Source organism: Kamptonema formosum PCC 6407 (assembly GCF_000332155.1).
In the GTDB taxonomy this organism is placed as follows: domain Bacteria; phylum Cyanobacteriota; class Cyanobacteriia; order Cyanobacteriales; family Microcoleaceae; genus Kamptonema; species Kamptonema formosum.
The window spans coordinates 407,158-420,689 of the sequence record NZ_KB235903.1; the positions used below are offsets into that span (position 1 = coordinate 407,158).

Here is a 13,532-nt window from a genome sequence, read left to right on the forward strand (position 1 = left end):
TAGCAGTTTTTTAAGCCCCCGCTTCTGATAAGAGAAGTGGGGGTTTATGATTTGAGATTTTGGATTTGCGATCGGGGATTGGAATCAAAACAAATTTGAAATATTGACAGGAGGAGTGAGCCATGACATTTGCGACAGATGTATTAAGGCAATCCGTAGTGGTGTTTTCGAGGAATTATTTGCCGATGAGCCGCATTAATATTAAGCGGGCGATCGCGCTTTTGGTAGCTGGTAAGGCTGAACCTCTGGATTTTGCTACGGGTAATGGTTGGATCGTGCGATCGCCTAGTTTTGCCATCTGTGTACCGGAACAAATTCGCTTGACTTTTACAAGCAATGAACGGATTTGGAAGGTACCGCCGGTCAATCGCCGGGAAGTGTTGCGACGTGATAGCCACTCCTGTCAATACTGCGGTAGCAATAAGCGTTTGACGCTGGATCACGTTATGCCAAGGGCTCAGGGGGGGGGCCACACTTGGGACAACATCGTGACTGCTTGCGAAAAGTGCAATTCTCTTAAGGGCGATCGCACTCCCTTACAAGCAGGTATGCCTTTGCGAACTAAACCGAAGGCTCCCATGCACCCCGCTGTTGCTTTTGCCGAAGTTTTTTGGCACGAACATCAGATTGATAACTGTTAACAAATTAACAAGGAAAATTTTGGGCGGTCAGTATGCTGAAGTTGACTTATACTGAAACGGGCTTTAACTTAGAGCGTTTGGCTCAATCCCCTGAACAGTTGGTGGCGCTGCGGGTAATTTTGGCTATGCGAGTTGGCCAAAGTGTCTGCGTTGAGCCGAGCACTGCGGCATTTTTGCTGCCCGCGAATTTGTCGGCTTTGTCTCTGTTGGAGATGGAGGTACGGCGGGATGAGAGTGATGCGATCGCTCTTTGTGTGGCTGATGCTGAGTATGTTGAGGTGAATCTGTGCGGTACTTGGCTGTCGGTGAATGCTGAGGGCGCTGATGGCATATTTATGACTGTTTTGAGCGATCGCGCCGAGTTTTTGCTGCTGAAACTTTGGCACGAAGCCGAAGCTGGTGCTTCTGTGGTTAAGGAAGTTGGCGATTAATATCGTATGCGGGCGGCTGGTTAGTCGCCCTTTTACTGTTATGGGTGCTGATTGGGGGTTTTTGCGGGAATCGGTAGGTGTAAAATTTGGGGTGTAAATTTTTTCGGCTGTATGGTTTGATGGGTAAGGGTTTGAGGGCGATCGCTTGAAAAATCGATTCCCGCAATGTCTGAAATCCTTGCAGGGATTGGATTTGAAGGGAATTTTATTTTTGCCTCTTGACAAGTTGAAGTCTGGAATGGTACTTTAAGTTTAGTTTCCCGCAACTGCACCTTGAAAATTAAATACAGTAAGGGTTTCAAAACCAGGCGGCCGCAATTAAACCAAATCCCTATTAGGGATTGAAACTCTCCAAAATGTGCTAGGGATATTCACATCACCAGTAAGCGCCGCAATTAAACCAAATCCCTATTAGGGATTGAAACCACAAATTAGCCGCAAAAGGTGCAGATGCAGCTCCCTCAAAGCCGCAATTAAACCAAATCCCTATTAGGGATTGAAACGATCGCTATCGGATCGCGAAAAAGCCCCCAGTACGGCCGCAATTAAACCAAATCCCTATTAGGGATTGAAACGATAGTCCAGCCACCACTTTTCAGCAAAGAAATACCCGGCTGCCGCAATTAAACCAAATCCCTATTAGGGATTGAAACGTTTCCAAAATCCATAAATCCAGGATCGGATCGTCTTACGCCGCAATTAAACCAAATCCCTATTAGGGATTGAAACGAGCATCATCGATGGTGTAGTTAATTAAGGAGAAGCCGCAATTAAACCAAATCCCTATTAGGGATTGAAACGTCCTTCGTGGGCAACAGAAGCGGAAGCATAAATCGCCGCAATTAAACCAAATCCCTATTAGGGATTGAAACAATCAATTGGTTTGCTAGAATTAAAGAGTCGATTTAGCGCGCCGCAATTAAACCAAATCCCTATTAGGGATTGAAACTATAATGGCTAGAATCCTAAATACTATTGAAAGCCTTCGCCGCAATTAAACCAAATCCCTATTAGGGATTGAAACCAGAACTTACAGCAGCAAATTCAGAATTTACAGCCGCAATTAAACCAAATCCCTATTAGGGATTGAAACGAAGAGTTACGTAAAAGTAAAGAGGAAATTGCACTGCCGCAATTAAACCAAATCCCTATTAGGGATTGAAACTTGCTTGTCATGCCCTGACCCAACACGGCCGCGAGAGCCGCAATTAAACCAAATCCCTATTAGGGATTGAAACCTTAGCTGCTTGGTATACCGCCTTGGTGTCGCAGCCGCACCGGCCGCAATTAAACCAAATCCCTATTAGGGATTGAAACCCGCCATCTTCCTTTGTGGCGGCGTAGCCGAAGCGCCGCAATTAAACCAAATCCCTATTAGGGATTGAAACTTTGGACGCTTCCGCACTTTCTTGTAGCGACCGCGCTCACGGCCGCAATTAAACCAAATCCCTATTAGGGATTGAAACATTTCCGGTGGTAAATGCGATCGCTCACAACTAGCGAGGCCGCAATTAAACCAAATCCCTATTAGGGATTGAAACAGTAAATTCGCCTACCAGACATACTAATAACAACACCCGCCGCAATTAAACCAAATCCCTATTAGGGATTGAAACCTTTCTTACTTAGGCTTCGATAGGCTCAGTGAAGCCGCAATTAAACCAAATCCCTATTAGGGATTGAAACCAGCATATTTTCTCAAATCAGAAGATTCGGAAGCTCGAGCCGCAATTAAACCAAATCCCTATTAGGGATTGAAACCTGCTTAAGAAAATCAGCAAAAATTCCACCAACACGCCGCAATTAAACCAAATCCCTATTAGGGATTGAAACATGCTAATTCCTAAAATCTGAGCCGATACCAACAGAGCCGCAATTAAACCAAATCCCTATTAGGGATTGAAACACTTAAGCGGGTTGAAGGTTCCCAAATTATTCAACCAGCCGCAATTAAACCAAATCCCTATTAGGGATTGAAACCAAACTGCAATTGAAATTAGGACTACGCAAAGAAACAAGAAACCGGGTTTCTGTGAAAAATCCTTAGTTTCTCAACCAGAGATTTACGAAGAAACCCGGTTTCTAGCCTCAGCGTGCTTAATTACCAATTACCAATTACCAATTACCAATTAGTGCAAATCTCGATCCCAAACACCGATATAAATGCGATCGCTATCGTTGCGAGCAATCTCACCTTTAAGACCATCTTTGCTAAAATCAAAGCGATCCGTTCTCCGCTGCTCTACCGACCTAAAACCCTCCATAATTTCATTATTTGCCCCACCTAACATCCCATTTAAAGTAGTTCGCATCACCAAATCATCCACAGATTGAGCAAAAGATACCTCAGTTTGGCGCAATTTCCCAGAATCGCGATCGTAAATATAGCCTAAAGTAATTTGATTCGGCAGCAATTCATAAGTTGCCGTGCGAGTATTTGGCCAAAAACCTCTATTTTTAATCTTAGTTGGTTGTCCCAATTCTCCGATCACCTGACTTTCTGACGTACCCACAGGAAACCCAGGTACTCTCGGTATCTGATAACTCGTCGCTGGATTTTCCGAGGGTTGCGGTTGCGGTGAAGGTGGCAATTGGGGATCTATTGGTTCCTCAATAGGTGATTCCTGCGGTGTTGGGATGGGGATAGGTGTGGGGATGATTATCGGTGTTGGCGTTGGAGATTCAACAATTGGCGATGGAGTTTCAATTACAGGCGGCGGCGTGACGATCGCACCAGGAGTTGGCGTAACATCAGGAGTAGGAGTTGGTTTAGACCGATCGCGTTTTCTTTCCTCAACAACCGGACTAGGGCGTTCCTTAACACTACCAGAGTCAGGCGATCGCGAAGTCCAGCTATTAATCAAAACCGCAGCAAAACCCACAACACCTGCTAAAATAGCTGCGATCGCCACTAACCCCCAAACAGCAAAAACCTTACACCCACTTTTCTGAGGTCTTGCCGTTACCCCAGATGCAGCCGTAGCCCCCCCTGAAATCGAATTAGGATGCTGCGGAATCACAGCCACCGTCGGCCCCGTACTCGACGAATTAGCAGCACTCACAGGCGAATTTACAGCCCCAGCAGGCAACATTGACAGCCACTCATCCACGCTAGACGGTCGATATTGAACCTCCACCGCCATCCCCCGCATCACCGCCTGATTCACACCGGGACTTAACTGCGGTTGTAAGTCGCGAGGCGCAGGCATCGGTTGCTGATTTCGCAAAGTTGCCGGCACCGGTACTTGCGCCGTCAACAGCGTGTAAAGCGTCGCCGCCAAACCGTAAACATCCGTCGCCGCCGTCGGTTTACCTTGGCGGAGGTACTGCTCCATCGGCGCGTAGCCTTCTGATACCATATTGGTATGAGCTTGCGTCACCCCTGGGGTAAATTCTCGCGCAATCCCAAAATCAATCAACACTACATCCGTCGTACCTTGGCGCAAAATGATATTTTGAGGCTTAATATCGCGGTGGAGTAAACCATTTTGATGGACTACTTTTAAGGCGGCCCCAACTTGGCAGATATAATGAATTGCGATCGCTTCCGCTAGCGGGTTGTTAGGAAAAACTACATCTGCTAAAGTCTGGCCAGGAATGTAATCCATGACCATAAAAGGCAACCCATCCTCAACAAAAAAGTCGCTGACTCTGACAATATTTGGGTGAGAGCACAAAGCCAACCTTCTCGCCTCATCTTGAAATTTAGCCTGAAATTCAGCAAAATTAGGATGTTGTCGCAAAGACTCATTCAGAGTTTTCACAACTACAGGCTGTCCCAAATATTGATGAGTCGCCCTGAAAGTAATGCCAAAACCACCTCGCCCTAGTTCCTGTTCTAGAGTATACTTACCGCCTTGTAACGTTTTACCGATTAATACATCCATCCTTAAAATCCTAAATTCTAAATCGATTAATACTCTAGCTTTCTGCGTTATATTCCTCTATTGTATTGACCTTCACAATAGTAAGTCCTAAATCTGTCATTGCGACCGAAGGGAAGCAATGACAAGGTTTTAAGATTACTTCGCAAGGCTGGCAATGACAAGTATTTAGCACAATGACAAATACCAGACTTACCCAGTCTTGAACCTATTTCTGTCATTGCGAACGTAGCGAAGCAATCCCCAATCCTCGCTACACTGTTAAAGTGCGTAAGTCCTAAAATATTTAGATAGTTCGAGATTGAGATATACTTCATAAAATATAGGAGAATATTATTAGTGAATACGAAATTAAAGTTACTCTGCCTTAGTAATGGTCATGGTGAAGATGCGATCGCCGTTCGCATCTTACGGGAACTACAAAAACATCCTCATCCACCAGAATTAGCCGTCTTACCTTTAGTCGGCGAAGGACAAGCTTACTCTCAATTAGAAAATGTCCCCATTATCGGCCCCGTACAGCGGATGCCTTCGGGAGGGTTCATTTACATGGATGGCCGCCAATTGGTGCGCGATGTCAATTCCGGCTTATTACAATTAACCCTAGCTCAGTTTAAAACTATACGTGCTTGGGCAAAACAGGGTGGATCGATCTTAGCAGTCGGAGATATTGTCCCACTATTATTTGCCTGGTTGAGCGGTGTTCCCTACGCTTTCGTGGGAACAGCCAAATCGGAATATTATTTGCGAGACGAGGAGGGGCCCCTACCGCGTCGATCGCGGGTACAGCGTTGGGAGGGGTGGTCGGGATCGGTTTACTTGCCTTGGGAGCGCTGGTTGATGAGTAGGAGGCGCTGTCAGGCTGTTTTTCCCAGGGATGCGCTGACGGCTGAGACTTTGCAACGGTTTCGGATTCCAGCCTACAATTTGGGCAATCCGATGATGGATGATTTGCTCTCAGAAAATGCTGAGCCAGCCTTTTACGGGGGTGATATGGAAATCCGGGAGAAACAGCGATCGCTAGTTATCGTACTCTTACCTGGTTCGAGAGCACCAGAAGCTTATGCCAATTGGGAGTTAATTGTTCAGGCGGTAGCGAAGGTGGTAGAAGTTTTTCGCGATCGCCATTTGCTCTTTTTGGGCGCGATCGCTCCTAACTTAAGTTTAGAAGCTTTATGTCCTCCTCTGGAATCCTCTGGCTGGGAGCAGGAAGGGGGAGGAGTACGAGAGAGGGGAAGCAGAGGAGCAGGAGAGCAAGGGAGTATTTTACAATTACCTGTAGCTAATCCTAAGTTACCAATACCAAAACCTAAATTACCGATGGCATTTAAGAATAGAAATGCGTCGCTAATTTTGACTCAGCAAAGTTTTAGCGATTGTTTGAATCAAGGAGATTTCGCGATCGCGATGGCGGGAACTGCAACTGAGCAATTTGTTGGTTTAGGAAAACCTGCGATCGCAATTCCCGGAAGTGGCCCCCAGTTTACTTATGCTTTTGCTGAAGCTCAAAGTCGCCTGTTAGGGCCATCGCTAATTTTAGTTAAGCATCCAGCAGAAGTTCCTAGTGTAATTCAATCTTTACTCCGCGATCCCGATCGATTGCAACTCATTGCTGAAAATGGCTTGCGTCGCATGGGAGAACCAGGAGCCGCTAGGCGAATTTCTGCTTGTTTGCTTGAGAAGAAGGGGCTAGGGGCTAGGGGCTAGGGGCTAGGGGCTAGGGAAGAGAGGGGAAAATAGGGGCTAGGGGAAGAGGGGCAGGGCGGTTTCATTCTCGGTGCGATCGCAACCTTGCCCGATCGGGGAGGTAACGAACTCATAATTCGTCTGAGCTGGTTTCAACTCTCATAGCCCTCTTCTGTCACTCTCCGAATGTTATATTATTTTTGGTAACTGATATTATATCTCTCAATTCGAGTGTGTTAATCCTCCTGCCTTCTGCTATACTAAAACCTCACTTCATATTCAACAGTTGCCCGATTATCGCCTTGAAAATTAGTTGAACCGCGCAATAAAACCTCATCACTCAAGCGATAGCGGAGAGTAAATTCAGTAGGCTGATTCGGCGCGAGTACGCGAATTACGGAAGCAGAAACATTGCGGGTAATATCAAGACCGACCTCCAAACCTATACCCAAAGTAGACGAAGAAGAACTTCTCCCTTCTTCGCTTCTAATCCTAGTAGGAAATAGGCGAAACTCAGTTAACCCCGTAGCATTCGTTACCGCAGATTGAAGATTACTAAATAAACCCGCACCCGCTAAATTAGCGATCGCTAGGGTACTATCTCCAGCCCCCAAAGTCTGCACAAAACTGCCACCCAACAAAGCCACAATTTCCGTTTCCGAACGACTGGGAGAACTCCGTAACTCAATATTCTCCGCCAACTGAGAAGCCCTTCCTTGGGCTAAAGCTTGAATGCGGATGCTTCGTACCCTGCCAGAATTAATCCCAGTGGGATTATCCGCGATCTCCGAAGACAAAGCCGAAGTCGGCGTTACAAACCGCGTTACCTCTGGTACTGATGTCACCAAACGCACGTCCAGCGTTGGGTCTAGCCCTTGAGATGGTATAAAAGTTGCAGTTTGCGGGTAGCCGCGATCGAGGCGGAATTGGGTAGTAAACAAATTCACCGCCCCCGATGTTAGCTTAATCGTACCCTGGGGCCGCAAATCATCCAGCGTCCCATTTACAGTTAAACCCCCACTTGCCAGAAAACTCAATATCGGCGGACTCGTTACCTGGACTCCCTTACCCAAATTCAACCGCAGATTATCCAACCCTACCTCAAAGGACTGCGATCCCCCTCCCGTTGTCGATACCAGCGTTGTACCACTACCAGAACCAGGGAGAAATACCTGACCGTTAGAAAGGTCAATATTACCGCCCAAAGACGGCCTCAATGCCGTTCCCCCTACAATAATTTGACCGTTGGCCCCACCTCTGTAAAGTCCCTTCAGATTCAAAGACAACTTATCCAAAGCGACTGTTAGCGGATTTGCCCGATCGCGATCGCCCTCACCCAGAGGGATTACCAGCGGTATTGTCCCTACCGCCGTTACCTTACCCTGACTTAACTGCCCTTGTAAGCCTTCAACACGAATGCGATCGCCCTCAAACCGCACAATTCCCGTCAACCCCGTCAGCGGGTCAGGAAAAGCCCGTGCTCGTACCGTCGCATTCTCAAAAACTGCAATTCCTTCCGCCGCTGGACTTTGTAAAGTCCCACCTACCTTGAGTTGTACCTGTCCCTTACCGTCAACCCAAGCAATTTGCGGCGTGAGGACATTAATAATCGCCAACCCCTCATTTTTGAGATTCACATTCAAGGCAATTTGGTCGCTATCGGCCTTCACCGCCGCAAAAGGCAACTCAAAAGGTAAACTTCCCTGTACAGTTATCGGTTCATCAGAAGTCACTAAAGCAACACCACTGAAATTGAGACGAGCATTAGTATAGCTAAAACTACCTTCAGCATTCTCAATCGGCTCAGTATTGATCGTACCGTTAACCAAACTCAGTTCCCCAATCGCCTGCGGATTGTCCAAAGTACCGGCGATCGTTGCTCTGAGATTGAGATTGCCAGTAACATCCACATAAGGCAATTCGACAATTTTCGCCAACTCCTCTACTGGGACATTTCTCACGCGCAACTGGCCTGACTGTCCTTGTTGCCCAATTTGCCCCGAAAAGCCGATCAGCGTCTCGCCAGATTTAATTCGCAGTGGCAAAACAGTCAAAGTACCGTCTTGAAAACTGCCCTCAACGCTGAACTGTTCGGCAACATAATTTCCCCAGCGCCAATCATTCCCCGCAAGGTTAAACTGAGCTTGTACGCCCGTCCGCAAAGAACCCGCGACAGAGATTTCACCGCTGAAATTCCCTTGCAATGACGATAAAGGCGGTATTTTCGAGGATGCTTGAGCCTCACGCTGTTGTTGTAACAGGGCTTGAATTTCTGCAAAACGGCGCAATTGCTCGATTAAAGGAGCATCTGGCATCCCCACAGCCACCGTTTGCACATCCGCCGCCGTCCCATAAACGGGAGGTTTTAAGCCGCGTGCAATATCGCTGAGGTTGAAATATTGCAACGCCACTAGGATATCTTGCAAATTGCCTTGCTTGGCGTTAATTTTGCCTGCAAATTCGGGATTATCACCAGTCTTAACTGTTCCCGAAATTAGGTATTGGCTTTGTCTTAGTCGCAATTCACCGTTAATCAGGCTAGCAACACCATTAGCATAGTTAAATTGGCCTTGGAAATTGTCAGCTCTAATGTAACCGATCGCAGGTTGGGCGATCGCGATTTGTCCCGATGCTTGCAAGTTAGCCACATTTAGCGGCATTTTCCAACCCGGTATATTAATTTGGCCCGAAGCCAAACCAGTTATCGGCCCTAACCCTCGATCCTTGGCGGGTGTCAAGTTCAAAGTAGCCAGAGGAAACTGTTCGAGATTAACTCGCAGAATATCACCTTGAGTACGACCGCTGGCGATCGCATCTCCACGCCGAATTAAAAATGATGTTGGCAAATAAGTCCGATCTAAAGCTATCTGAATTCGGTCTTGTTGCCCCGCTAAATTTAAGTCTAATCCTCGCCCTAATCCTCCATTCACAGTACCCAACATGACCGGCTCAAATTCTACCTTATTTACCGCCAAGTCGCGCAATCGCAAATCGCCAACTAAATTCAGATCGGCAAGAGTACCAGAAACCCGCCCTACAAAATCAGCCCTTCCTGCTACTAAAGTCGGGCTACTTACATTTTCTAAGGCCGCCGGTGTGGGAATTGGTAAAGATTCTAAGTCAAAATTGGAGAGTTTGACATTAAAATCTAAATTAGAAATCGAAGGTAATCCTTTCCCTTCAAATTCTACACCAAAAAATCCATTGGCGCTCAATCCCGGACTGACAGCATTCTCAACTTCGACTCGTTTACCATCCCAGTTAAATACAGCCGCAAACGGTTGATTGAGAAAAGGCAATTCTGATACTTGGAAACGGCCAGCAGCGCGAATTGCTTGGGGGACAACAGCTAAGGGGCCAGATAAGTTAATTTGACCGTTGAAAAGTCCTCCGAGTAACGGTAAGTTTTGGGCTTGACTAATTAAGCCTTGGGCTCGCAAGCGCGAAGTTTGCGCTAACCACACTTCTTGAAAGCGACTTAATGCAATTCGATCTCCCCCAATATTTGCTCGCCAATTACCACCAGTTAATTGACCTCTGGCATTGACAATCCCACCGCCATCATTGAGTCTGAGTTGACCTTCACCGTTAGCAACAATTGCGTTACCACTTAAGTTATTCAAATTCCCAGATAGGCGTACTCTCCCATCTAAAACTCCGTCTATTTCTGATGGTAGGTCGGCGGTTAGCAATCCTGCTTGTTTTAAGGGTTGTTCTAAACGGTTCAGAGGTAAATTATTGGTTTCAAGGAATGCTTGCCAATTGCTTTGTTCTAATTTACCTTGAGCTAAAATTTCGCCTAATTGATTAGTAACAATTCGCCCATTGGCAAAGGCAGTTATCGCATTTGCCGTTAAATTTTCTAAGGGGCCCGCTGCTTGCAATTGACCTGTTAATCGCCCGTTTAGGGATTGCAAATTTTGCAGTTGAGCTTTGATATTGCTATTTACAAATGGCAATCCAGCGTTAATAATAGGATTGAGCGCGATCGCATTTGCCCCTGCAACTCCCTGCCATCTGCCCCCACCTAGTTCGCCTCTGAGATTGAGAGTACCGCCAGCCACAGCAATGCGTCCATTGCCATCAGCCGCGATCGCATTCAAAGTCAAGTTATTCAAAGGCCCGGCGGCTCGAATTTGCCCGGTAATACGCCCGTTCAGGGTTTGCAAATTTTGCAGTTGAGCCCTAAGATTGTTGGCTTGGGGGTCAGTCCCATCGATAAAGGGCAGTCCAGCATTAATAATCGGGTTGAGTGCGATCGCGTTTGCGTCTGCAACTCCTAGCCAACGCCCAGATTCCAGTTTACCACTGGCATTAACAGTACCCCCAGCGACCGTAATCCGCCCTTTAGCATCAGCCGCGATCGCATTCAAATTCACATTCTCCACAGGCCCGGCTACTCGAATTTGCCCGGATACCCGCCCATCTAGGGTTTGCAGATTTTGCAGTTGAGCTTTCAGATTAGTAGCTTCGGGGTTAACAGCATTTAAAATTGGCAATCCCAAATCGGCCAGAGAGGCGATCGCGATCGTCTCTGACTCCGCAATCCCTTGCCATTGCCCTTTATCCAATACCCCTCTACCATCGATCGTCCCTCCAGCAGTGGTTAAAGTGCCGATTACCCTAGCTGCGATCGCATTTAGGTTCAAATTATCCAAAGTTCCCGCAGCCAGCACGCGGCCGCTCACAAGCCCCTCTAAATCAGCAGGTATTGACAGTGACGGTATCTCTTGCCGCAAAAGATTGAGATCGACGCGATCGCCTCCCACCAAGGCTTGCCAACGGCCATTATTCAAAACACCGCTAACATTCACAGTACCCCCAGCGATACTCAGCGCCACATTCTGCAAACCTACCGCCGATCGCGCGATCCGAATTTCGCCAGTCGCCGGATATGTAGCTTGTGGTGCTTGCCATTGCACTCGGCCCTGGATATTATCAAGCGGCCCAAAAATCTGAGCATTAGCGGAGATATTGCCGATCGCGACTTCCGGTGGAAGAGAAACTTGGTAAATTTCTGCGATCGCATCTGCTGGCAAATCCTTAGCTGCCAAATCCAGCACCAGCCCCGATCGCAAATTGCCCTCTCCCAAAGCTATATCAACTTGACCTTTACCAGTAATATCACCCCCAGCACTTGGCGTTACCCGAATATCGCTCAAAGATACAACCAGAGAGGAGGGGAAAGATGGGGAGGATGGGGAGGATTTAGCACCCTCTGCACCCCCGCTCCCCTGCACCCCCGCTCCCCCGCTCCCCCGCTCCCCCGCTCCCCCTCTTCCTCTTTCTACTGCAAAGCGAGTGCTGATATTGCTAAATTGGAGGCGATCGAGTTGAACTGGTTTTGTAGTTGCGATCGCGCCTAAAAACAGAGGTTGAGAAAGATCCCCAGTGAGTTTACCTTCTAGTTTCACTTCCCCCGCTACAGGAATTGGCAATTGTAAAGGCTTGGAGAGTTCTTTATTAGCTGCATTCAGCAACACCGCAACAGTTACAGGCTGAATATTAGTAGCTAAATTAAACTTAGTTCGTGTCAAGTCAAAGTTAGGCCCAGTTTGAAGCGTACCTGCGATTTTAATCGGAATCTGACTGTAGTTGGTACTGAGATTATCTATCGCGATCGCACCTTCCTTAAACCGCACTTGACCCGTAGTATTCTTCAGCGGTTGTTTTAAAGGATTAACAATCGCCTCCACACCCTGAAAGCTAGCTATACCAGTGATATCTGATAATTTATTTTGTCGCAAACTGACCGTTAAATTACCACTACCTTGACCCCTAACCAAGCTAATTGCAGGAGCTTTCAGCAAACGTGCTAGTTCAGAAACAGGTAGATTTTGCCCTTGTAATAGCACATTAGTTTCACCTGTTGGTAATAGCGAGTCTGCCTTAACTCGGAAATTGCCACTGGTAACGAATTGACCGTTAAGTTCGTAGAGAATTCGCTGATTTTGTTCGCGAATTTGAGCGTTACCATCTTTGAGCTTCACCGAAATCGGGGCTGAAGTTTTCTGTCCTACTGCTGGAGAGGGTACGAGTACAGCATTGGCGTTTTCAACCCCGATAGTGTCGATTTCGGTTTTAATTATGCCCCCTTCCCGGTCTTTAGCAGTCTCGATATTAATCCACTTGCCCTTAGCGTCTTGCTCTATGTAGGCATTGGAGTTGATTAAATTGACGTTTAGCTTCAGGATGCGTCTGAAGATCAGATGCCCAAGAGAAAATTGGACTTCGACGGCTTCAGCAGAGGCGTTGTCGGGATCGGTAGGAGTTGCTGGTATGGATGAGCGACCAAAGCGTAAACCAGTCAGAGAAAATCTTTCCAACCGCCCGACTTTAACCGGTCGCTTCAAGAGTTGGCTAATTTCAGTCTCAACTAGGGGTGCTAACTCTTCCTGTATCCACCAAACTGCCACCAAGGCCCCAGTTATAGTAACAATTCCCAATCCTATGCCGCTCAAAATTAGCGGCCGCCATCTGCGGCGGGAGGGACGGGGTTCTGGTTGATTGTCGATGTTAGGATTCGTCATGCTTGCAACAGAAGAGCTATAGCTAGGGAAGAAGGGGCTAGGGGCTAGGGGCTAGGGGCTAGGGGAAGAAGGGGCTAGGGACTACGATGCTCAGGGCTAGGGGAAGAAGGGGCTAGGGACTAGGGGCTAGGGGCTAGGGAAAGAAGAGAATAGCATTAAGGGTTTCAGGAAATCAGAACGTCCTAACGAGCTTGGCATTTGCTATGAGTGTCTTCACTCTGTTTACTTAAGATATAGACACTCCTTTACAAAGTCAGGTTCAGTCGAGGAACCTTGACCAAACTCAATCTAAACACAGACTAACGCCTTCAACAAACTCAACATAGGTATGATTTTTTTCAATAAAGACGCGATCGCTCT

At 47.2% G+C, this 13,532-nt stretch carries 5 protein-coding genes and 1 CRISPR repeat array; of the genes, 3 read left to right on the forward strand and 2 right to left on the reverse strand.

Going from position 1 to position 13,532, the window contains the following annotated elements; genetic code table 11:
- Nucleotides 1-122 precede the first annotated feature (122 nt).
- The gene (locus tag OSCIL6407_RS0106920; protein WP_007357021.1) at nucleotides 123-641 is read left to right on the forward strand and encodes an HNH endonuclease; all 519 of its coding nucleotides are present in this window, start codon (nucleotides 123-125) and stop codon (nucleotides 639-641) included.
- Between the two features lie 32 nt (nucleotides 642-673).
- Complete coding sequence (locus OSCIL6407_RS0106925) at nucleotides 674-1,072, forward strand: alr0857 family protein (RefSeq protein WP_007357022.1); 399 nt, start codon at nucleotides 674-676, stop codon at nucleotides 1,070-1,072.
- 311 nt (nucleotides 1,073-1,383) lie between these two features.
- Nucleotides 1,384-3,052: a CRISPR direct-repeat array (repeat unit 37 nt; unit sequence GCCGCAATTAAACCAAATCCCTATTAGGGATTGAAAC).
- 149 nt (nucleotides 3,053-3,201) lie between these two features.
- On the opposite strand, the gene OSCIL6407_RS0106935 is transcribed toward OSCIL6407_RS0106925, so the two are convergent.
- Entirely contained in the window at nucleotides 3,202-4,959 is a 1,758-nt protein-coding gene (locus tag OSCIL6407_RS0106935) for a serine/threonine protein kinase (protein WP_007357023.1), read from the reverse strand.
- Nucleotides 4,960-5,295: 336 nt separating this feature from the next.
- Here OSCIL6407_RS0106935 and OSCIL6407_RS0106940 point away from each other — a divergent pair, with 336 nt between their 5' ends.
- A complete protein-coding gene (locus tag OSCIL6407_RS0106940) occupies nucleotides 5,296-6,663 on the forward strand; it encodes a lipid-A-disaccharide synthase-related protein (protein WP_007357024.1) in 1,368 nt (455 codons plus the stop codon).
- A gap of 239 nt (nucleotides 6,664-6,902) precedes the next feature.
- Here OSCIL6407_RS0106940 and OSCIL6407_RS0106945 read toward each other — a convergent pair whose 3' ends face one another.
- The gene (locus OSCIL6407_RS0106945) at nucleotides 6,903-13,172 is read right to left on the reverse strand and encodes a translocation/assembly module TamB domain-containing protein (RefSeq protein WP_007357025.1); all 6,270 of its coding nucleotides are present in this window, start codon (nucleotides 13,170-13,172) and stop codon (nucleotides 6,903-6,905) included.
- Nucleotides 13,173-13,532: the final 360 nt, after the last annotated feature.

Bases quoted from the DNA above. Each gene is read 5' to 3' on its own strand.
- OSCIL6407_RS0106935 (WP_007357023.1), bottom strand. From the start codon at position 4,959: ATGGATGTATTAATCGGTAAAACGTTACAAGGCGGTAAGTATACTCTA.
- OSCIL6407_RS0106925 (WP_007357022.1), top strand. From the start codon at position 674: ATGCTGAAGTTGACTTATACTGAAACGGGCTTTAACTTAGAGCGTTTG.
- OSCIL6407_RS0106945 (WP_007357025.1), bottom strand. From the start codon at position 13,172: ATGACGAATCCTAACATCGACAATCAACCAGAACCCCGTCCCTCCCGC.
- OSCIL6407_RS0106920 (WP_007357021.1), top strand. From the start codon at position 123: ATGACATTTGCGACAGATGTATTAAGGCAATCCGTAGTGGTGTTTTCG.